The 21,721-nt window shown below is 53.6% G+C and carries 20 protein-coding genes and 1 other annotated feature; of the genes, 16 read left to right on the top strand and 4 right to left on the bottom strand.

Features of this window, described 5'->3' with window-relative positions:
- The first annotated feature begins 13 nt into the window (after nt 1–13).
- Complete coding sequence (locus tag J2T14_RS02780; RefSeq protein WP_307467483.1) at nt 14–805, top strand: Cof-type HAD-IIB family hydrolase; 792 nt, start codon at nt 14–16, stop codon at nt 803–805.
- 78 nt (nt 806–883) lie between these two features.
- On the opposite strand, the gene J2T14_RS02775 is transcribed toward J2T14_RS02780, so the two are convergent.
- The gene (locus tag J2T14_RS02775; RefSeq protein ID WP_307201961.1) at nt 884–976 is read right to left on the bottom strand and encodes a YjcZ family sporulation protein; all 93 of its coding nucleotides are present in this window, start codon (nt 974–976) and stop codon (nt 884–886) included.
- A 440-nt stretch (nt 977–1,416) separates the two neighbouring features.
- The gene (locus tag J2T14_RS02770; protein ID WP_307467480.1) at nt 1,417–3,195 is read right to left on the bottom strand and encodes a DEAD/DEAH box helicase; all 1,779 of its coding nucleotides are present in this window, start codon (nt 3,193–3,195) and stop codon (nt 1,417–1,419) included.
- 128 nt (nt 3,196–3,323) lie between these two features.
- Here J2T14_RS02770 and J2T14_RS02765 point away from each other — a divergent pair, with 128 nt between their 5' ends.
- From J2T14_RS02765 to leuS, 7 genes are all read left to right on the top strand, one after another.
- On the top strand, nt 3,324–3,533 hold the full coding sequence (locus J2T14_RS02765) for a YwbE family protein (RefSeq protein WP_307201957.1): 210 nt from the start codon (nt 3,324–3,326) through the stop codon (nt 3,531–3,533).
- A 55-nt stretch (nt 3,534–3,588) separates the two neighbouring features.
- On the top strand, nt 3,589–3,891 hold the full coding sequence (locus J2T14_RS02760; RefSeq protein ID WP_307201955.1) for a hypothetical protein: 303 nt from the start codon (nt 3,589–3,591) through the stop codon (nt 3,889–3,891).
- A gap of 173 nt (nt 3,892–4,064) precedes the next feature.
- A complete protein-coding gene (locus J2T14_RS02755; protein WP_307467477.1) occupies nt 4,065–5,282 on the top strand; it encodes a GNAT family N-acetyltransferase in 1,218 nt (405 codons plus the stop codon).
- A 51-nt stretch (nt 5,283–5,333) separates the two neighbouring features.
- Nucleotides 5,334–6,599 carry a CynX/NimT family MFS transporter gene (locus tag J2T14_RS02750; protein ID WP_307467474.1) on the top strand — a complete coding sequence of 422 codons (1,266 nt, stop codon included), beginning with the start codon at nt 5,334–5,336 and terminating at the stop codon, nt 6,597–6,599.
- Nucleotides 6,600–6,680: 81 nt separating this feature from the next.
- Complete coding sequence (locus J2T14_RS02745; RefSeq protein ID WP_307467472.1) at nt 6,681–7,046, top strand: hypothetical protein; 366 nt, start codon at nt 6,681–6,683, stop codon at nt 7,044–7,046.
- The gene (locus tag J2T14_RS02740; protein WP_307467469.1) at nt 7,043–7,447 is read left to right on the top strand and encodes a hypothetical protein; all 405 of its coding nucleotides are present in this window, start codon (nt 7,043–7,045) and stop codon (nt 7,445–7,447) included. The genes J2T14_RS02745 and J2T14_RS02740 overlap by 4 nt, the downstream gene beginning before the upstream one ends.
- A gap of 47 nt (nt 7,448–7,494) precedes the next feature.
- Nucleotides 7,495–7,714, top strand: a binding site (T-box leader).
- Nucleotides 7,715–7,843: 129 nt separating this feature from the next.
- Nucleotides 7,844–10,282, top strand: a complete 2,439-nt coding sequence (gene leuS, locus J2T14_RS02735; RefSeq protein WP_307467467.1) for a leucine--tRNA ligase — start codon at nt 7,844–7,846, stop codon at nt 10,280–10,282.
- A gap of 56 nt (nt 10,283–10,338) precedes the next feature.
- Here leuS and comER read toward each other — a convergent pair whose 3' ends face one another.
- Entirely contained in the window at nt 10,339–11,178 is an 840-nt protein-coding gene (gene comER, locus J2T14_RS02730; RefSeq protein WP_307467464.1) for a late competence protein ComER, read from the bottom strand.
- Nucleotides 11,179–11,313: 135 nt separating this feature from the next.
- Here comER and J2T14_RS02725 point away from each other — a divergent pair, with 135 nt between their 5' ends.
- The 7 genes from J2T14_RS02725 (at nt 11,314) to holA (ending at nt 20,055) form a co-directional block, all read left to right on the top strand.
- A complete protein-coding gene (locus J2T14_RS02725; RefSeq protein ID WP_307467461.1) occupies nt 11,314–11,850 on the top strand; it encodes a ComEA family DNA-binding protein in 537 nt (178 codons plus the stop codon).
- Nucleotides 11,851–11,964: 114 nt separating this feature from the next.
- Complete coding sequence (locus J2T14_RS02720) at nt 11,965–13,263, top strand: homocysteine synthase (protein WP_307467459.1); 1,299 nt, start codon at nt 11,965–11,967, stop codon at nt 13,261–13,263.
- A 70-nt stretch (nt 13,264–13,333) separates the two neighbouring features.
- On the top strand, nt 13,334–13,864 hold the full coding sequence (locus tag J2T14_RS02715; RefSeq protein WP_307201940.1) for a deoxycytidylate deaminase: 531 nt from the start codon (nt 13,334–13,336) through the stop codon (nt 13,862–13,864).
- A gap of 132 nt (nt 13,865–13,996) precedes the next feature.
- Complete coding sequence (locus J2T14_RS02710; protein WP_307467457.1) at nt 13,997–16,663, top strand: ComEC/Rec2 family competence protein; 2,667 nt, start codon at nt 13,997–13,999, stop codon at nt 16,661–16,663.
- A 361-nt stretch (nt 16,664–17,024) separates the two neighbouring features.
- Entirely contained in the window at nt 17,025–17,573 is a 549-nt protein-coding gene (locus tag J2T14_RS02705; protein WP_307201934.1) for an RNA polymerase sigma factor, read from the top strand.
- Nucleotides 17,570–18,643: an anti-sigma factor gene (locus tag J2T14_RS02700; RefSeq protein ID WP_307467454.1), complete on the top strand. Its 1,074-nt coding sequence runs from the start codon at nt 17,570–17,572 to the stop codon at nt 18,641–18,643. Before J2T14_RS02705 ends, J2T14_RS02700 begins: the two co-directional genes overlap by 4 nt.
- Nucleotides 18,644–19,077: 434 nt before the next feature.
- Entirely contained in the window at nt 19,078–20,055 is a 978-nt protein-coding gene (gene holA, locus J2T14_RS02695; protein WP_373458104.1) for a DNA polymerase III subunit delta, read from the top strand.
- Nucleotides 20,056–20,164: 109 nt separating this feature from the next.
- Here holA and rpsT read toward each other — a convergent pair whose 3' ends face one another.
- The gene (gene rpsT / locus J2T14_RS02690; protein ID WP_307201928.1) at nt 20,165–20,437 is read right to left on the bottom strand and encodes a 30S ribosomal protein S20; all 273 of its coding nucleotides are present in this window, start codon (nt 20,435–20,437) and stop codon (nt 20,165–20,167) included.
- Nucleotides 20,438–20,647: 210 nt separating this feature from the next.
- On the opposite strand from rpsT, the gene gpr reads away from it, so the two are divergent.
- Nucleotides 20,648–21,652, top strand: a complete 1,005-nt coding sequence (gpr, locus tag J2T14_RS02685; protein ID WP_307467448.1) for a GPR endopeptidase — start codon at nt 20,648–20,650, stop codon at nt 21,650–21,652.
- Nucleotides 21,653–21,721: the final 69 nt, after the last annotated feature.

The raw sequence follows: 21,721 nt of genomic DNA, 5'->3' as shown, positions 1-21,721 counted from the left end.
GAGAGAGATAGAAATGGCTTTGAATTACGACTTAGTTGCACTTGACGTAGACGGAACTTTGCTAACCGACGAGCATGTCTTGACGGATGCAGTACGAGAAGCGGTTCGCGAGGCAGCGGCGAAAGGCGCTCAGATCGTTTTATGTTCGGGACGGGGACCGGGCGGCGTTCTTCCGGTCATGAAAGAGCTGGAGCTTGCGGGAACGCTCATCTCGCATAATGGCGCGGCGACAGTCAGCTCTTACGACCATGCAGTCGTTCATCAATACGAGATGACGCCGGAATATCTTGCTCCGTACATCGCTTATTGCAAGGAAAATGGCGTTCATTTCGATTTGAATACCGCTTTCGAGATGATGGTCGAGCGGATGACGCCCGAAGCGGAAGTCATGTACGCGCGCTTCCACGCAAAGCCGGCAGAGTACGATTTTACGAAAGGACTGCCGGCGGGGTTGCTGAAATTCACCGTTTTCGGAAGCAAAGAGCAGATGGACATCGTACAGGCGGATTGGGAGCAATGGCCAGCACGGCTTCAATCGATCCGAAGCGGGGATTTCTTTATTGATGTGCAGCATGCGGACGCGAACAAGGGTAAAGCGCTGCGGCAGCTAGCATTAAGCCTGGGTATCGATCGCAATCGGATTTTGGCAATCGGCAATTATTATAATGATATATCTATGCTTGAGTTTGCCGGTTTGGGCATTGCGATGGACAATTCCCCCGAGCTGGTTAAGCAGTCGGCTGATGCCGTCACGTTGTCCAATCACGAGGACGGCGTTGCAGCGGCATTGCGGAAATATGTATAATCGCGCTAAAATGGACAGCAGAAGCTGTCGCCGCTACATGCGACGACAGCTTCCGTCTTATATTGGAAAGAGGTTAGCTTAGCAGAGTATCGATTTGGAGATAATCACGAGAAGAATGAACAAAACCAGGATGACTCCTGTTGTCGTGTAGCCTCCATGTACACCGGACATGCTAATTCCTCCTGAAATGGGATTACCGTCGGAGCGTAGATCAGCTGCGGTTAGTCGTTGAATCCTCCATCGGCTAATTATATTGTATGTATATTCACCTATTGTTGATTGGACAGTTGACTAGTTGTACATCTTGGGCTCATTTACTCCAATCGTAGCGCTGCCACAGGGAGGCTACGGTGGATAATTGCAGTAACTTTTCACTGTATGACTCCACAATACGAGCTATATTGGATATTTGCAGCGTAGCCGGCCGGCCGTTTTGGCGCAAAATGTCAGCATAGAGCAAAGTTACTGCAGATATCCAACATAGTTCGCAAAGCGAGCTGGAACACGGCCGCTATCATGCAGAAATCCAACGTAGGCAGAAGCATTACGGAAGCGATATAAATTAGAGGCCAGCTGAAGCATACCTTCAGCTGGCCTCTTAAATGCTCTCGTTATCTGCCGCGTCCGCGCGGCTTGCTTGCGGAGCTGCCGCCACCGGACGGCTTGCCGCCTCTTGGACTGCCGCCTCTTGGTTGCCCCGTGCGTCCGCTCGAACCGTTAGATGCATTGCCGCGCGCGGCGCCGCGGCTGCGGTTAGCGCTGCCTCGTCCGCTTGGCTTCGGTTCTCCTCGCAGTGCCGTCCATGGATTGTTGACCGCATCCATCTCGCGTCCTGCCACTTGAGCGCCGTCTCTCGTGCGCTCTACGCTGCCGCCGCGTCCTCCGCGTTTGCCGGCAGACGTTCCGTCTCCGCCTGCGCGGCCTGCACGACCGCGCTCAGTGCCACGCGAAGCAGCTTCATCGCGCGTGGCGAACCTTTCAGCACCGCGTCCGGCGACGCGTTCAACGCCCCAGCCGGACTTCTCCGCGCCTGCACTTGCGCTCCGTTCCGTTCTGCCGCCGCCGCGTCTGCCTTCTGTCCCGCTCTTCTGCTCGCGTCCGCCGCTTCGGCCTGCAGACTTATAGCTGCTTGGGCCTTCGCTCCGTTGCCGTCCGCGCCCCGTGCCTTTAGCATCGCGGGCACGATCGCCGCCGCCTGCGTTGCCGGACTTGCCGGTTCTGCCGCGTCCGGCGCCCCGTTCGGTTGCCGGCTCGTTAGACATTGACAAGATGCCTTCGCTATCGATCTTGCGGCGCTCCAGCTTCGCGTTGATACTCTGCTCAATTAGCAGCAGATTGTTCTTGTCGTAAGGCGTAGCAAGCGTTATCGCCATGCCGCTATGACCCGCGCGACCGGTTCTGCCGATACGATGAATGTACAGCTCGCCATCCTGCGGAACGTCGTAATTATACACGTGAGTAACGCCGTCGACGTCGAGTCCGCGCGCCGCTACATCGGTTGCAACAAGCACCTGAAGCCGGGCGTCTCTGAACCGCTTCATGACCTGCTCGCGCTTAGCCTGCGTCAAATCGCCGTGTAGCTCGTCGGATTCGATGTCGAGGTCTTGCAGCGCTTCGTTCAGCTTCTTCGCGCGCACCTTCGTGCGGCAGAAAATAACGGCCAAGTAAGGCTGATGAAGCTGAAGCAGGTGGACGAGCGCGCCTTGCTTGGCACGGTCCGTCGTCTCGATGACGAGCTGCTTAATATTATCGAGCGTCACGTTGGCGCTTCGAATGCGAACATCGGAAGGCGACTTCATATATTCCGCCGCCAGTCTGCGAATGGCATCCGGCATCGTAGCCGAGAACAGCATCGTTTGGCGGGCGCGAGGCGTTTGGGTTACAATACTTTCCACTTCGGGCAAGAAGCCCATATGCAGCATTTGGTCAGCCTCGTCGAGCACGAGCATCGACAACTTGCCAAGGTTGATCGTTTCGCGCTTCATATGGTCAATTAATCGACCCGGCGTCGCGACGACGATATGAGGCGAGCGCTTGAGCTTATGAATCTGAGCCTCCACGTCTTGACCGCCGTAAGCGGCCAGGACACTGGCTCCGACGATTGGCGCAAGCTTCTTCAGCTCACTCGTAATTTGGATGGCCAGCTCGCGAGTAGGCGTTAGAATAAGCGCCTGCACTTGCTCCTTCTCCGTATTGATGCGCTGAAGGATAGGAAGCGCGAACGCCATGGTCTTACCCGTACCGGTCTGCGCCTGAGCGATGACGTCCTGTCCCGCCAGCAGCATCGGAATCGTCTGCTTCTGGACCGGCGTCGGATCGGTTATTCCGTTCTTTTGGAGCAAATCGCTTAATTCGTGGTTTATCCCCAAAGCTTGAAAAGCGTTAGACATTCGTATATTTCCTCATTTCATTTCGATCGTTTGAAGTTTAGTATAACAGTTGTCCTTATAATGTGCATCTTTACATTACATATGTTATGCTAAATTTCACCTAAGTTTAGCAGAGGAATGATGAAAAAATGAGCGGCACAATAAGATCTGCAATAAAAGCGGGGCAAGTGGTCGATATTGTCCTTAAGCAGGATCAGCGTACCGGCAAGCTGACGCGAGGCATTGTCAAAGATTTACTCACCAACTCGCCTAATCACCCTCATGGCATTAAAGTGCGCCTAATGGACGGTCAGGTCGGCAGGGTCAAACAAATCGTAAACGGCGGTTCGCAAGCATAGAAGGTACCGAATGAATGAGCTTCTTGACTATTAGGCATCGGAGGAGCGGTTCGAGATGGCTTTTGGCATTACGCGCAGGGAGATGGATTCTTGGAAAAACACGGTCGCGCAAGGCGAAATCGCGTTTCTGACCCATTATTGGCTCGATCCGAGATTTCCGGACATGCGTACGGTAACGAAGGTTGGCTGTTCCGATCTGGCGAAGCTGTCGCGCTGGTGTCTGGATAACGGATTGAACCCGCGATATATCCATAATCGAGATCCGTTTCCCCATTTCGACCTGCTTGGCCCTAAGCAGCGCGAACTTCTATTGAAAGCGAATAAGCTTGACCAGTTGGAGCGGTTTAGGCTTATATAAGGATGAAGTACGGAGGCTGCCGAATTGGCAGCTTCTTTTTTTTAAGAATATGGTTCAAAATCGAAGTCCGTGCATAAAGAGGAGCATGGTTGTCGTTATAGAATTCGGATGTTAGAATCTTCTAAAAATGAGATCATTTTCGCTGTGCAAATTTTTCTTGGGGGGGAAAGAGTATGGGAATAGAGCTTACATTAAGAGAGCAGTTGCTTGAGCAATTCGGAGAGTGGAATCATTTTATCGTACATATAGAGAAGCTAGGGGAGTCATTGTGGAATCAGAGCATTGCGGAAGGGAAATGGACGGTTCGCGAAGTTGTAGCCCATATTGCGCGCTGGGACGATTATTTCTTCGAAGAAGCGATCGCAAAGGCTGCGGAATCGGAGCCGTTAACGGTCAAACATATCGATTACGATTCATACAACGAGATCGCCAAAAGCTATGGGCTTTCAACGTCCATTCGCCGGTTGGCTGAGCACGCCGTCACCATCCGCGGACGCATTATCAACGTCATTGAAGGCTTGAGTATAGCCGGATATGAACATGCGTATGTAGATGCCGATGGCCATTCGTTCCAATTCGAGTCGTATTTGAAAGATTTCCTATGGCACGACCGTCATCATATGGCTCAAATCAACAGATTGATCCATTTAAAGCTCGAAGAGATGAGTCTCAATGGCTGGCCCGCGCTTCAAACGATTCTTTGCGATGGCTGGCTTATTCGTACGGCGGACGGTTATACGAAACGTTCCAACTCGGTTCAGCCCCTATACGGTCATTCGCTTCCAACAGAGTTGAAAATCAACCAATGTGAAACCCTATATAACGGGCTGCAGGCGCCAACCGTTTTCAAAGTGACGCCTTTCGCGAGACCGGCCGGATTGGACGGGATATTGGCTGATTTGAATTATAAGCTAGTCGATCCAACAAGCGTGAAGACGGTCGTATTGGACGATATGGAACTGCCATCCTATTCGGATGCGGAAATTAGCCTGGAGACGGATTTATCCGAGCTGTGGCTGGATGCGGTTGCCGTTTTCAACCGTTTGACCGAAGAACAAAAGTCCGCCACCCAAACGATGCTGGCGTCATCCTCGGTTAAGAAGTGTTATGGGCTGCTGTACGATAACGGCATTCCTGTCGCCTGCGGGTTCGCCTCGCTGGAACAACGATGGGTTGGCTTGTACGACGTCGTTACGGACGAGCAGTTCCGCAATAAAGGCTATGGCGAGAAGCTTATTCGTCATTTGCTTTCATGGGCAAAAAGGGAAGGCGCAACGCATGGTTATTTGCTTGTCGTCAAAGCGAACGCGCCTGCCAATCGGCTTTATGACAAACTGGGTTTCGCGCATGCTTACGAATATTGGTACAGAGTCAAGGCATACCAGGGTTAGTGCTTCGCTTCAACCAAGAGTCACATACAGCAGGAGAGAAGGGAAACCGAAGTGAAAACCATAAATTCAGAACAATCGTTGCCGAGTTCATCGTCGACTGCAACACGGGCCGCGTTTGGCGGCACGTGGTTATTAATAGCAGGCATTCTGATCATTGCCGTTAATTTACGCGCGCCTATAACGGCAGTCGGTCCTATCGTGTCGAATATTCAACAGACTTTCGGCATCTCGAGCACGATGACCGGCTTGCTGACAACGCTGCCGTTGCTGGCATTCGCGCTTATATCCCCGCTGGCGCCGCGCATTGCCAGCCGGATCGGCATGGAGACGAGCCTCTTTCTGGCGATGCTCGTCCTCGCTGGAGCCGTAATTACCCGCTCGCTCCCGACCTTGACTGCATTGCTTGCCGGAACCGTACTGCTTGGCATGGCGATCGCGATTGCCAACGTGTTGCTGCCCAGCTTGATCAAACGCGATTTTCCCGCTTCGTTAGGCTTGATGACCGGATTATTTTCCGTCGTAATGAACCTCGGGGCGGGCCTTGCTTCGGGCTTCAGCATTCCGATGGCCGTTGGCCTCGGGCTCGGCTGGGAAGGGATGCTCGCATCCTGGTCTCTGCTTGCCCTCATTGCCGCCGCCGCTTGGCTGCCGCAAGTTCGCGTGCGGCAACTGCAACATAAGCAAAGGCTTGTTAAAACGGATCATAACAGGAATTCGGCAACCGGCGCCGCAGCCGGCAATAAGCTCTTACGTTCCGCGCTTGCCTGGCAGGTTACGTTATTCATGGGGTTGCAATCGTTCTCGTTCTACGTCAATATAACGTGGCTTCCGGAACTATTGCATGACCGCGGCATGAGTCATAGCGGAGCGGGATGGATGCTGTTCCTGCTTCAGATCGTCAGCCTGCCCGCGACGTTCATCGTGCCGATAATCGCGGCGAAGAGCCGAAGCCAGCGGCCGCTTGCCATGATTACGGCAATCTTGCTTGTCGTCTCCTACCTGGGACTGCTAATCGCTCCGTCCGCGTGGATCCCGCTATGGATTATGCTGCTAGGCATCTCGGGAGGGGCAGGTTTCAGTCTGGCGGTTATGTTCTTCGTCCTGCGCACTGCCAGCACCGAGCAATCGGCGGAGCTATCCGGCATGGCGCAATCGATCGGCTACTTGTTGGCGGCAGCCGGACCGCTGCTGTTCGGTTTGCTGCACGACGCTACGCATGATTGGACGGCTTCGTTATGGATGATTTTAATTGTATCGGCCTTATTCGGGCTCGCGGGCTGGTATGCGGCCGCCGACAAAACCGTCAATGCGCAATAATTGGGATATTCCGGCAACCTTTTCCTGGACGTATCCGTTTAGTAGAAAGCAGTCCAACGTTTTTTAGTGGAGGGAATAGCTTTGATCTATATAATCGGATGCTTGGTTATCGTCATTGGATATGCGGTTGTTGCGAGGGCGGCATCCGTCTCCTCGGCTTGGTCGAAGACCGTCCTGGTTGCCGTACTATTAAGCCTGATAGGCAATGTCGCCCTAGTCTCCACTGTAGCCTTCAATTCCAATCCCGTTATGAACGACGGTTTAAGTGTCCCTAATCGGGTCGCTTACTGGATTATCGGCGAGGACGGCTGGAGCGTGGCGCGATTCAGTCGTATTTTAGAGCTGTCTATCTGGTGCACGCTGTCGATTACACTCCTATTTGCCTTCGTTTCTGTATGGGAGGCATTGCGCCGCAAGAAGAAGCTGAGGGCAGGTCATATTGGATGAACAAAAGTTATGCGTACGCCGTAGTTGCAGCGCTGCTGTCGCTGGCCATCGGCGCTTGTTATGTCGGAGATGTGTTTTTCGATTATGGCTTTCTCGGTCCTGAGATTGGATCGGAGGGAGAGACGGTGCAGCTATGGGGCTACGTATCTATCGGACTTAGCATTGTGCTTCTCGCTGCCGTTATTTGCGCTATGAACGCGAAGCTGAAATGGACGAATTATGTGCTGCTCGGGATTTTGTTCCTGCTGTGCTTCATTCAGCTACCTCCGGTTTTCTTGTGGCTGTTCGTAATGCTCCTTGGCGAATGGGGCGCGGGGGTATCGGTGTTGCTGCATTGTTTAGTACTCGTCGCGATGATCGGAAGCGTCAGAGCCATGAGAAGGGCGCTTGTCGTATCTTGACACATATCAATACGATCTTTATAATCGAAAATAACTATTTTCATCCATAGGAAGCGTTGAAGAGGAGCAGTACTTTCGCAAAGCAAGGCAAAGAGAGCCGGTGTAAGGGTGCAAGCCGGACCTGCTGCGGAACGAATCTCGCCTTGGAGCTGCGCGTTATCCATACGCGCCGTCCGGCCTGCGTTAAAGGCGACAAGTGAGCACGGACAAAGCATGCCCGTCGCTAACTAGGGTGGTACCACGGGAGCCGAATCTCTCGTCCCTAGCGTAATACGCTGGGGGCGGGAGTTTTTTTATTGCAATCAAAGCGTCTATTGCCTGTAAATTCACTCGTAATGGGGCCCTTAGATTGAGCGCGCAACGTGAGCAAGTTTAACTTTGTAGGAGGAATAAAAGATGAGTCAGGAGCAGCAATATCACGGCTACAACCCGCTTGTTGTCGAGCCGAAATGGCAGCAATATTGGGATAAGAACAAGACGTTCCAAACGAAGGACGAGAAGGGCAAACCTAAATTTTACGCGCTGGATATGTTCCCGTATCCGTCCGGAGCCGGATTGCATGTAGGCCATCCGGAAGGCTATACCGCTACGGACATCGTATCCCGCTTTAAGCGGATGCAGGGCTACAACGTTCTTCACCCGATGGGCTGGGACGCCTTCGGCTTGCCTGCCGAACAGCACGCGCTCGATACGGGCCAGCATCCAAGAGATATTACGTTCAAAAATATCGACAACTTCCGTCGCCAAATCAAATCGCTAGGGTTCTCCTACGATTGGGATCGCGAATTCAGCACGACCGATCCGGACTATTATAAATGGACGCAGTGGATTTTCATCCAATTGTATAACCGCGGACTTGCTTACGTGGCCGAAGTTCCGGTCAACTGGTGCCCGGCGCTGGGTACGGTGCTTGCCAACGAGGAAGTAATCGACGGCCTTAGCGAACGCGGCGGTCATCAGGTTATCCGTAAGCCGATGCGCCAATGGATACTTAGAATTACCGAGTACGCCGAGCGCTTGCTTGAAGATCTGGAGGAGCTGGATTGGACGGAAAGCATCAAGGATATGCAGCGCAACTGGATCGGCAAGTCGACGGGCGCGGAAGTTACATTCGCCATTGACGGCCATAACGACGCGCTCGTTGTGTTCACGACTCGACCCGACACGCTGTTCGGCGCAACCTATTGCGTGCTTGCTCCCGAACACGAACTTGTAGCATCCATTACGACGTCGGATCGTAAGGCTGATGTTGAAGCGTATCAAGAAGCTGCCGCGCGCAAGAGCGATCTGGAGCGCACGGATTTGGCGAAGGATAAGACGGGCGTCTTTACCGGCGCTTATGCGATCAATCCGGTGAACGGCGCGAAGACGCCGATCTGGATTGCCGATTACGTGCTTGCGGGCTATGGCACGGGAGCCATTATGGCTGTGCCTGGTCACGACGTCCGCGACTGGGAGTTCGCGAAGCAGTTCGATTTGCCGATTATTGAAGTCGTTGCAGGCGGAGACGTAACGAAGGAAGCGTTTGCCGGGGACGGCGCGCATGTGAACTCCGATTTCATTAACGGTCTGAGTAATGAAGACGCCATTGCGGCGATGATTAAACATCTGGATGAGACGGGCAAAGGGCAGGGCAAAGTCACGTATCGCCTACGCGACTGGCTGTTCAGCCGTCAACGCTACTGGGGCGAGCCGATTCCGATTCTTCATTTGGAGGACGGCACGATGAAAGCTGTACCAGAGGATCAGCTTCCGCTCTTGCTGCCTGATGTCGATGCCATCAAGCCGTCCGGCACGGGCGAGTCGCCGCTGGCGAATGTCACGGAGTGGGTCAACACAATCGATCCGGAGACGGGTATGAAAGCCCGCCGCGAGACGAACACGATGCCGCAATGGGCCGGCAGCTGCTGGTACTATTTGCGCTTCATCGATCCGAAGAACGAGAACGAGATTTGCTCGAAGGAGAAGCAGAAGGAATGGCTGCCGGTCGATCTCTATATCGGCGGCGCCGAGCATGCGGTACTGCACTTGCTGTATGCGCGCTTCTGGCATAAAGTACTGTACGACATCGGCGTTGTAGATACGAAAGAACCGTTCCACAAGCTTGTGAACCAAGGGATGATTCTCGGAACGAACAACGAGAAGATGTCCAAATCTCGAGGCAACGTCATCAACCCGGACGACATCGTCGGCGAGTTCGGCGCGGATACGCTCCGCATGTACGAAATGTTCATGGGGCCGCTTGAAGCGACGAAGCCGTGGAATACGAACGGTGTTGAAGGCACTTACCGCTTCTTGAGCCGCGTATGGCGCTTATTCGTTAACGAGGACGGAAGCTTGAGCGCGAAAATTTCCGACGGCGATACAAGCGAATCGTTCAAGCGCACATGGCATCGTTCGATTAAAAAGGTGACCGAGGATTACGAGAACCTGCGCTTCAATACCGTTATTAGCCAACTGATGATTTTCGTTAACGAAGCGTATAAGACGGAAGTGCTTCCGCGCGAGGCGATGGGTCAGTTCCTGCAAATGCTGTCCCCGATCGCGCCGCATATCGCGGAAGAGCTGTGGGAGAAGCTTGGCCGTGCGGAGACGATTACGTATTCCGAATGGCCGAAGTACGAGGAAGCCTGGACCGTCGATCAAGAGGTAGAGATTGTTGTCCAAGTAAACGGCAAAATCGTAGAGCGCCTCTCGATTGCTGCCGATACGGAAACCGACGAGATGGAGCGTTTGGCTAAGGAGCTTGAGAAAGTTCAAGAGCTGATCGAAGGCAAGACCATTCGCAAAGTCGTTGCCGTCAAAGGCAAGCTTGTCAATATCGTAGCCAATTAATACAAAATACAGCCGCAAAACTTCGAAGAGGTGAGCGGGCTTTAGCTGAAGAACAGCTATTGCCCGTTCACCTCTTCGCTCATGAATGAGGCTGAAACCTTGACTAAGTCGTCCCTGTATTTATTATGCGTCGTACGAATAAGCTGATTGAACATGCCGCCGGTCTCGCGCTTCAAGTACTCCAGCGCTTGCGCCGTGATACCGCCCGGGACTGCGACTCTCTCTTGCACGTCGGCAGGCGTTAAGCCTCCCTCCGTAAGCAGCAAGCCCGTGCCGAGGAGCATCGCGCTGGCGACTTTCCGAGCTTCTTCGCGAGCGATACCTGTCTCCTCAGTTGCCGCCTCTATGAATTGCTCCAGCAGGAAGGTGAAGAAGGCAGGGCCGCAACTGGACAGATCGGATACAATGCGCGTATGCGATTCTTGTATGCGCAGCGGTTCGCTAATGTGGGCGAGGATTCCTTCAAGCTTTGCCTTATCCGTTTCGTCCATACGCTCGCCATAAATGCATAATGTTGCGCCGCTCGATACTTGATTCGTAATGCTTGGTATGACTTTTGCGATTTTGCAGTTCAGTTCGTCTTCAAGTTGGGCGATAAGCACCGGACTTGTAATGGATACGATGATTTGCCGTGGATGGACGATCGCCTTCAAATCGTCGACCGCTTTCTTGAACTCATGAGGCTTGATGCATAAGAATACGATTTCGCAGCCGCAAGCAACCGCAGCATTCGTCTTCTCTGCTCTAATGCCGGAGTAACGGTCGGCCAAAGCTTGCGCCTTCGCAAAGGTGCGGTTGCTAATAACAATTTGTGCAGGCGAAAGCGCGCCCGATGCGATAAAAGCCTCGATCAGCAGGCTTCCCATCGTTCCCGTCCCGATAAAACCGACATTCATGCGGAGCCCCCCTAAGCATAAGCCGCGTTTTGCGTACTCTCTTACCATATTCTGCAAGACTTGTTTCATATGCATGCAATTATGCGCGCAAATAAACTTGTAGTTATTTTATGAAGACGAAGGAGCTGTTGCACCATGAAAAAAAGGAATGCTCGCGCGGATGCGAAGCTATGGCTGTTTGCAGCTATATGCCTTGTGCTAGCGGCTGTTTTGTTCGGTGCGGCGTTCACGCAGCCGAAGCAGCCTTATGCAGAAGAGTGGACTGCAATGAATGAAGAGGTGGAGCATGCTTTGAACGGGCTTGATTCAACTTCCGATGGCGAGGGAATGGTGCTGACGAATGAAGAGAACGGCAATGTTCAAGATAAGGGGAAAGCACGGGAAACGAAGGATGAGGAGAAAGATGCAAGCGGCGCCGTTACTCCGGATATCGGAGCCGGCATCGAGTCTGAGGGTAATTCGGATGAAGGGACCGGCAAGCTTGATATTAATCAAGCGACAGCAGCCGAACTGGACGCGTTGAAAGGAATTGGCCAGGCTAAGGCGCGGGCCATTGTCGAAGATAGGGAGCAGAATGGTCCTTTTGCCACGGTAAATGATCTGCTTAGAGTGCGAGGAATAGGCGAAAAGCTGCTTGCGGGATTCAAAGAGGACATTGTAGCTCGTCCATGATTGTGAGATAATGGAAAGAAGCGGTTGCAGGCGAAAGACTGAAGCTTACGAGGCAGGTTATGAGCTTTTGACCGTATAAGCAATCATCTTTCATTTATAGGAGGAGTTCATAACATGCCTGAACAACGAAAGCTCTCTCTTGATACGGTAGCCGTCCACGGAGGCCAACAAATCGATCCAACGACCATGTCGCGCGCAGTACCGATTTACCAAACGACGTCGTACGGATTTAGAGATACGGATCACGCAGCAAGCTTATTTTCATTGCAAGAATTCGGCAACATCTATACGCGCCTTATGAACCCGACCTCGGACGTATTCGAGAAGCGCGTAGCCGAGCTCGAAGGGGCTCCGGCAGCGCTCGCGGTCGCATCCGGCCAGTCCGCGATTACGTATGCGCTGCTTAACATTGCCGGCACAGGCGACGAGATTGTCTCCGCTACCAGCCTGTATGGCGGTACGTACAACCTGTTCTCCACGACGCTTCCGAAGCTTGGCATCACGGTCAAATTCGTAGATCCATCCAATCCCGAGAACTTCCGCGCTGCGATCAACGAGCGAACGAAAGCCGTATTTGCGGAGACGATCGGCAATCCGAAGGGCGATATTATCGACCTGGAAGCCGTTGCGGCGATTGCGCACGAGAACGGCATTCCTTTTATCGTTGACAATACGTTCCCAAGCCCTTACCTGTGCCGTCCGATTGAGCATGGCGTCGATATCGTTGTCCATTCCGCAACAAAGTTCATCGGCGGTCACGGCACATCGATCGGAGGCGTCATCGTCGACGGCGGCAAATTCGATTGGAAAGCCAGCGGAAAGTTCCCCGGACTTACCGAACCGGACCCAAGCTACCACGGCGTTGTGTACACGGATGCGGTTGGTCCGATCGCTTACATTATTAAAGCACGCGTACAGTTGCTTCGCGATATGGGCGCGGCGCTGTCGCCGTTCAACTCGTTCTTGCTGCTGCAAGGTCTTGAGACGCTGCATTTGCGCATGGAGCGCCATAGCTCGAACGCCCAGAGGGTTGCGGAGTTCCTGGAAGCGCATGAGTCGGTTGAATGGGTCAACTACCCGGGTCTTCCGAGCCATCCGTCCTACGAGCTCGCGCAGAAGTATTTGCCGAAGGGCAAAGGCGCCATTCTCACATTTGGAATCAAAGGCGGCGTAGAAGCCGGCAAGAAGGTGATCAACTCGGTCAAGCTGTTCTCGCATTTGGCTAACGTCGGCGATTCGAAGTCGCTTATTATCCATCCGGCGAGCACGACCCACCAGCAACTGTCGGCCGATGAGCAGAATGCGGCAGGCGTTGCGCCTGGCATGATCCGCTTGTCTATCGGAACGGAAGGCATCGACGATATTTTGGCAGACCTGAGTCAGGCGCTGACGCTTAGCCAACAGGACGTTTAAGCAAGATCCATAACGACAACCTATACAGCATGATGGATAGAAGCAGCATGAGAAAGGGAGAAGCTGAACAATGTTGAAGGAAACGCAGGAAACTGTTCGCAAAGACTGGGACACGTATTTCATGGATATTGCCTATATGGTGTCAACGCGCTCGCGTTGCCCAAGGAGACATGTCGGAGCCGTGCTCGTGCAGGGCAAGAAGCTGCTTGGAACTGCGTATAACGGCGCTCCTATGGGAGTGCATGATTGCCTGGAAGCCGGCTGCATGATCGCGGAAGAGATCGAGGTGAAGCTCGAGGGCGGCAAGGAGCGGGTCGTGAAGAAGCAGCGCTGCATCCGGACGATCCACGCCGAGCAAAATCTGCTCTTGTTCACCGACCGTGCGGATCGGGAAGGCTCTATCGTCTACGTTACCGACCAGCCGTGCTGGACTTGCGCGAATATGCTTGCCAATAGCGGTATCGTCGAGATCGTATACCATCGAAGCTATCCTAAAGATAGCGAGAAGGTCGCTGCGCTTATGGAGCAGAAGGGGATTGTGTTTCGCAGCTTGGATCAGTTCGACCCGCCCGCTCAAGCGCAGATGGAAATCACGTTGTAGCATCGATCATGATCGTTGAACTTAAAATTCATATCGCAGTGCAGAGGAAGAACCTCCGCTCGCATCTTTTGATGAGGGTGGGGGTTCTTTGTGCTATTTCGCTGCGACCGAGGCGGGAAGGGGGATATAAGCATGAGCAGAAGGCCGCTTATTTGGTTTGTGCTCTGTTATGTAGGCGGCAGTGCGGCGGCGGCGGGTCTTAGCCCGCGCGGCATGGTGTATGCGGGCGGGGCGGCCGTGCTCATGGCCGCGGCCGGCGTGCTGTTCGGGAAGGCGTCGCCGAGATTGGCGATCGCCTGTCTGTTGGCGGCGGGGCTTGCGGCAGGGGAGCGTTTATGGGCGGATGCCCATAACGTAACCGCGCTGCCGGAGCTGATGGCCGCCGCACAGGCGGAAGGGCCGCGAGCCGCTTATGAAGCGGAGGCGGAGGGGGTGATCGTGTCGGTCGCCCGGATCGACGGCGACCGGGTCAGCTTCCGCGTCAGGACGGAACGTCTGCGCGTGAAGGGGGATGCGGCGCCGCGAGCGGTGCGCGAGCGGCTGCTCGTTCAGGTGCGGCTGGCGGAGCAGCCGGAGCAAGCTGTCGCCGCGGGCTGGAAGCGCGGCGACCGCGTCGTCGTTGCCGGCGAGCTGGCGCAGCCGGCCGAAGCGACGAATAGCGGCGGCTTCGACTACCGCCGCTACCTTCGCAGCCAGCGCATCCACTGGCTGCTCAAGGCTAAGGGCGCCGCCTCCGTCAAAGCGGCGGCTGGCCCTGCTTGGAGCGCGGCCGCTATGCTCGGCCGCGTCGATGCCGTGCGCGACAGCCTCGGCGCACGGATGAACGCCCTGTACCCGTCCGATCAGTCCGGGTACATGAAGGGTCTCGTCCTCGGCATTCGCGAGGACCTCGACCCGGAGCAGTTCCAGCAATTTTCGCGTCTTGGCTTGACACATATATTGGCCATATCGGGCCTGCACGTCGCGGTGTTTCTCTACGCGCTTGGAGCCATGCTGCGGCTCGCGAGACTGACGCGCGAGCGGACGCTGCTGTTGCTTACGCTGGCCGTGCCGCTATACGTCCTGCTTTCGGGCGCATCGCCGTCTGTCATGCGTGCCGGTATTATGGCGATACTCGGACTGCTTGCGGCACGGATGGGCAAGTTTAAGGACGGGTTGCATTTGCTGGCCGCCGCGGCGCTTGCTATGCTTATCTATGATCCGTATTTCCTTGAGAATGTAAGCTTCCAGCTCTCCTTCATCGTCACGGCCGGTCTTATAGTCGGCGTGGCGCCCGTGCGCAAGGCGATGCCGCAATGGCGAAGAGGCAAGCCGCTGCTCGACCTCGCGGCGGTTACGCTAGTTGCCCAGCTTGTATCGTTCCCGATAACGATCTATTACTTTAATCAGCTTCATCTGTTATCGCTGCCTGCCAATTTCATTCTCGTCCCGCTTATCAGCTTTGTCGTTATGCCGATTGGCGCCGTTGCGTTAATAATCGGTTCCTTCTGGGAGGGTGGCGGACAAGCGCTCGCCTATGTATCGCATTACGCTAACGACTGGACGTTCGCGCTTGTCGAGAAGCTTGCCGCCGCGGACATGCTGCGAACGATCTGGGCAAGCCCGCCGTTATGGTGGGTTGCTGCGTGGCTGGTTGCGCTTGGCATTACGTTTCATGGGCTTAATCAACGTGTGACTGGCCATCCCGCCGACGACAATGCCGCCTCCGGCCAAGTCCAGGCAACGATGGCTGCGGCTCGGCTTGACACACCAACGATCCCCCTTCCGATCCAAGATGCAGCCGAATGGCCTGATCCGTTGGCCGAATTGCGCCAGCGTTTTGATCTACCGGCGAAGGAAGGCGATCAGCATAACGGTTTTTCGTATAAAAAAACATTAATACCGCTAATCTTGCTCTCCATCTTCGGCATCCTTCTATTCTGGGCGTACGAGCCGAATCGCTGGGATAACAAGGCGATAGTCAGCGTTATTGATGTCTGGCAAGGCGATGCCATACATATAAGGACGCCGGAAGGCAAACATCTGCTCATCGACGGCGGCGGTACGTTAACGTTCGCGAAGCCCGGAGAAGAGTGGCGCGCAAGAAGCGATCCTTTCGAAGTGGGGCGGAAGCTGCTCGTGCCTCTCCTAATGAAACGAGGCGTCCGCGAGATTGACGCGCTCGTCATTACACATCTCGATAGCGATCATATTCGAGGGCTGCAGGCGGTGGTGGAATCGATTCCGGTCAAGAGCATATGGTGGAACGGGACCGTGAAGCAAGCCGAGGATGCTCAGGAGCTTATCCGAACGGCGCTTGCCAAGCGTATTCCGATGTACGCGGTACATGCGGGAATGAAGATGGATATGGATGCGAATACGAATGTTCAAGTATTATGGCCGCCTCGGGCGGTTAAGAATGACATCGTTCTCGGGCAGGAGCAAAATGAAATTAGCGTCGTCCTGGCGCTTCGGCTCTACGATCAGCTATTCGTACTGTCCGGCGACATTAATACAGTGACGGAGCAAGCGATAATCGACCGTTTACAAGACACACCGGAAGCAATTAAGCTTTTCGGTCATGCCGCGGTGTTGAAGGTTGCCCATCATGGCAGCAGGTATTCGACAAGCAAGGAGTGGCTTGATTATTGGCGACCGATGGGAGCGGTGGCATCGGTAGGCGCGACGAACAGCTACGGTCATCCGCATCCGGACGTGCTTGCAAGACTGGATTCCGCGGGCGTCCGTTTATGGCGAACGGACGTGGACGGAGAGGTTTCCTTCTCGGTATCTCGACATGGACTGCTTATTAGAAGCTAGCGGCTAAGCCAATCACTGAATGCATAGCCGCTATCGGTCTAAGCAATCGCCCCGCTCAATGAGCCGAGGGCTATTTTTCGTTTACAATTACTAACGGATCATCGCTTTTCTATATACGGGATATCGAATATTTGGTATCCTTTAATGTGGAGTTGTCTGTCATGAAACTTTCCCGAAATAACTTAGTATATAAACTAGAGTAACGTCTGACGTTGTCCTCAGGCGGCAAAAGCAAGCTTTTCGCAGTGAATTCTTCGCTATCTAACAGTGAAACGTATAAATTCTTGGAATTTTTAAAAAAAATCTGCAACTTTTAAGGCAACCGCCTCGTCAGAGAGGTTGCAAGAGAGGGGGATCCTTCGTGGTGGAGCCGGACCTCATACGAGCCGCTCAGTCGGGAGATCGCGATGCTTTAATCACTCTATTGCGCGAGATTGAAACCCATGTTTATCGGACAGCCTATTATATATTGAATAACGAGCAGGACGCTATGGATGCGGCCCAGGAGGCCCTTATACGCATCTATACGAAGATCGGCTCTTACGAAGAGAAGGCGCAGTTCAAAACATGGATTCAACGGATAGTAACGAATATTTGCATAGACAAATTCCGAAGGAACAAGCCGACGGTTTCGATCGACGAGCATGAAATGGTTTTTCATGAGAAGCAGAACGTGGAGGACGAGGTAATGACCGCCTATGCGGTTCAAGACATACGCTCCGCGATCGACAAGCTACCCGAGCATCATCGGGCAGTCGTCGTGCTTCGTTACTTGCAAGATTTTTCTTACAACGAAATTGCCGATTCACTCGATTTGCCGCTCAACACGGTAAAGTCTTATTTGTTTAGAGCTAGGCAGCAACTGCAAACTTTACTCCATGAATATCAGAAAGGTGGTGTCCGGGGATGAATTGTCAAGAGGTGATGGAATTGATGCAAAGGCAGCTAGACGGCGATCTCGACGAGAGCGAGTACAGCGTCTTGATGAATCATACAAGACATTGTCCGGACTGCGCAGCAATGTATGATAGACTTCAAATGCTGTCCGCCGATCTTACTAGTTTGCCTAAGGTTGTTCCGAGTTACAGCTTGGTCGATGCGATTTTGCCGGAGCTGCGGCGTTTGGAACTTGACGGACGAGGCGGAAGCGAGACTGAACAAGACGTGGACGCCAATGAAACGGTGCGGGAACTCATTCCTGTACGTCGTGCGGCTCGAAGCCGCCGCTTCCCGTCATTGCGCGTTATGGGCGGACTTATAGCAGCGGCGGTCGTTTCCGGCTTGTTTATTATAAGCTATAACGCAGGCATCGGACCAAGCTTCGATAGCGCCGATAGCGGGAAGTCGTTAAGCGCCAATGAAGCGGTTACCGATATGATGGTCGAACAGGAGGCCGACGTACGCTTGAAGGCCAATTTAGAGCCCAAGGCGCATCAGGCCGCGCCGGACGCCGGTGCTGACACCGAATCGAAGAACGGTTCGGATGGAGGTGGACAGCCTACCATCGGTTCGCAGGACCAGAGCGGAAATTCTTCGGATGGTAATCGCGTAGATCCGGACATGGCGACCGGCGCAGGCGAGGTCGGCAAGGCAGAAGAACCTGCGTCCGATCCGGAGACGGAGACGACGGATGCAACGGATAATGGTTCGAGCAGCGGGTTCGGAGGCACTGAAGCTCCATCGGAAGGAAGCCTCCCATCGACGCCCGGCTATCAAGGCATTATGAGCGATGTGCCGGCTACGATCGCCGTTGTCTCTCCGAATGGCGAAATGCAGGCAATCGCGGAAGGGTTTCAGGTGAAAATATACAATGTGGCGGATCAATCGCTGCTCGTCGAGACGGACCGCAAGAATGGTAAGCTAGCTCAGCTAGTGTGGTCGGACGACAATACGGTGCTGAATTACGAAGTGCAATTGGAACAAGGCGCGATCGAGAAATACGTAATTGACGTGAAAGCGGGCATCGATACGAAGGCTTAGCATTAATTTGCGGGTATTCGCACACTCTCCCGCGGCTTTGCGTATAGTATAAGTAACGAGCAACCATTGCAAGCAGGCGAGAGCATGACGAACGTATGACCAACCGTAGGGCGGTACCATGGACCTGCCTGCGGCTGTTTATATAGATGTTCGGCAAGCTGGACCGGTCTGACTGTTAACGGGGCAGCGCTACCGGAAACAGTCAGGAAGCCGGGTCACGTGAAAGATAAGCGCTGTTTGCTTCACCAGTAAGCTCCTTATCTTGGACAAAGGGATGTAGCCTTTATACGGCACATCCCTTTGTTGCCGTCTATTTTGTAGATTAGAGTCAGCAGATCAGCGGTATTGGAACATCATTGGGATGGCGGTGTTATACATTGGATCCAAAGGAAGCGTTAAAGGAAATCAAGGGCGGCCGGTTTAGGCCTATCTATGTGTTGTACGGCAAGGACCGTTACCGCTTGCAGCATTTTATCGATACGTTATCGGACAAGCTGTTTACGCCGGATGAGCGGGAGCTGGGCATTGTCAAATTCGATACGGCGGAGACGTCGATCGAGGAAGCGGTTCTGGAAGCGGAGACGCTGCCTTTCTTCGTGCCGCGCAAGCTCGTGCTTGTGCGCGACATGAATGTCTTTGCCGCTGGCGGCAAAGAGGGCGGCAAGATTGAGCATAAACCCGAGAAGCTATTGCAATATATAGAGAATCCTTCGGAGACGTCGATAATCGTCGTAAGCGTCCATGCGGAGAAGCTGGATGAACGCCGCAAGCTCGTGAAGACGCTTAAGGATCGTCACTCGCTTCTAGCCTTTCCTGAGCTTGATGCCGCGCAATTGAAGCAATGGATGATGAAGCGAGCGGCGGAGCAGCAGAGGATCTTGGAGTCCGCAGCGGCCGATCTTCTCTTCATGCGCACGGGCGCCAATATGCAGCAGCTGGCACAGGAGGTAGACAAGCTTTGTCTGCATGCGGGAACGGGAGGCGTCATTACGGCGGAGGAAGCTTCGATTCTAACGGCCGCAACAGTAGAGGAGGACGTCTTCGCCCTTATCGAGGCCATCGCGGAGTTGCGAATCGACCGTGCGCTGCGCATGTATCGCGAGCTGCTTGTCAGACGCGAAGAACCGATCAAGATAGCGGCGCTCATCGCAAGGCAGCTTCGGATCATGCTGCAGATCAAGGAGCTGGAGCAGCATCAATATTCGCCGCAGCAGATGGCCGGTCAGCTCGGTTTGCATCCTTATGCGGTGAAGCTGTCGGCGGAGAAGAGCCGCAAGTTCCAAACGGCAAGACTTGGCCAGCTGCTGGCGTCGCTTGCGGATCTCGACTATAAGATGAAGACCGGTGCGATCGACAAGACGTTAGGGCTAGAGCTGTACTTATTATCATTAGGACTGGAGCAGAGAGCGTAACCGCGTTATAGCGGCATCGCTGCTGCTCTTTTTTTTCAATGCGAATGAAACGCAAAAAAACGCTTCACCATTCGCGAGGCGAACGATGAAGCCGTTTGGGTTGCTGTTATTAAGCTTGTGCCGACAAGGCATTGAGCTTTTTAGCAAGGCGCGATTTTTTGCGGGAAGCCGCATTTTTATGAATCAGGCCTTTCGTAGCTGCTTTGTCCAATTTTTTGGTAGCAGTGATCAAAGCAGCTTTAGCTGCGTTAACGTCAGTGCCAGCAATAGCTTGGTCAGCAGATTTAACGGCCGAACGAAGTGCGGATTTTTGGGATGCGTTCAAAGCACGGCGTTTTTCGCTTGTTTTGACGCGTTTAATTGCGGATTTAATGTTTGGCATGGAATTCACCTCCTAAACTGTTTACAACGGTAAAAATCTAGACAACACAACTTAAAATATATTACCATGCAGGTTATCAAAAAGCAATAGTAACCAATGGGCAGTCTGGCTGGATACAAGATGCCGTCATTGAAATCAAAAGTATGAAATCGACCGCCTTGCAAACAATAACGAAAGGACATATGTACGCATGAAGGGAGCAATAGCATAATGAGTGAGCTTGACTTGCAGCAATTCAATATTCGGACCGACTTGGCTTTGGAAGCGAAAGAAATGGCGGAGACGCCTGGCGGCGGGCCGATCCCGGGCATAGTCTCGGAGGTGACGGAGGATAACGGAATCACGATCACGCAGCTGCATGTGCAAAACGAGCAGGGCTCGCAGGCGATTGGCAAGATACAGGGCCAATACGTAACGATCGAGGTGCCTGAGCTGCGCAATCAGGACACAGAGCTGCAGGACCGCGTCGCAACGGCTTTCGCCAAACATTTCGAGAAATTTCTCGAGCGGCTTGGTATTAACAAAATGGCCAAAATACTGATCGTCGGTCTGGGCAACTGGAACGTCACGCCAGATGCGCTCGGCCCGCTCGTCGTGGAGAACGTGATGGTTACTCGCCATTATTTCGAGCTCATGCCCGATCAAGTCGCGCCAGGCTATCGTCCCGTCAGCGCGATAGCGCCAGGCGTGCTCGGGATTACGGGTATCGAATCGAGCGAGATCGTGCAAGGGATCGTGGAGCGATCGAAGCCGGATCTCATTATTGCGATTGACGCGCTAGCGTCCAAAGCGATCGAACGCGTAAATACGACGATTCAGATAGCGGACACCGGCATACATCCCGGCTCAGGCATAGGCAATAAGCGCAAAGGGCTGACAAAGGAAATATTGGGCGTGCCGGTTATTGCCATCGGCGTACCGACCGTTGTATACGCCTCGACCATCGTCAACAATACGATCGAGATGATGAGAACCCATATCGAGACGCAGAAGGGCGATACCAATCATATTTTTGGTTTAATGAACCAGATGGCCGAACAGGAACGTCTGCAGCTCGTTCGCGAAGTTCTGAGTCCGCTAGGTCATGATCTGCTCGTAACGCCGAAGGAAATCGACCAGTTTATCGAGGATATTGCCAACATTATCGCCAGCGGTCTTAACGCTTCGCTTCATGACGCGGTGGATACGGATAATGTGGCGGCTTACACGCATTAAACCGTACAAGCGACGTTCCAGCTTAAATGTTGGGGCGTCGCTTTTTTTTTGCATGCTACCGTACTCTCC

The sequence above is a fragment of the Paenibacillus harenae genome (genome assembly GCF_030812415.1).
GTDB lineage: Bacteria > Bacillota > Bacilli > Paenibacillales > Paenibacillaceae > Pristimantibacillus > Pristimantibacillus harenae_A.
The sequence above is the reverse complement of the archived record's forward strand: the minus strand, read 5'-3'. Positions and strand labels throughout refer to the sequence as shown.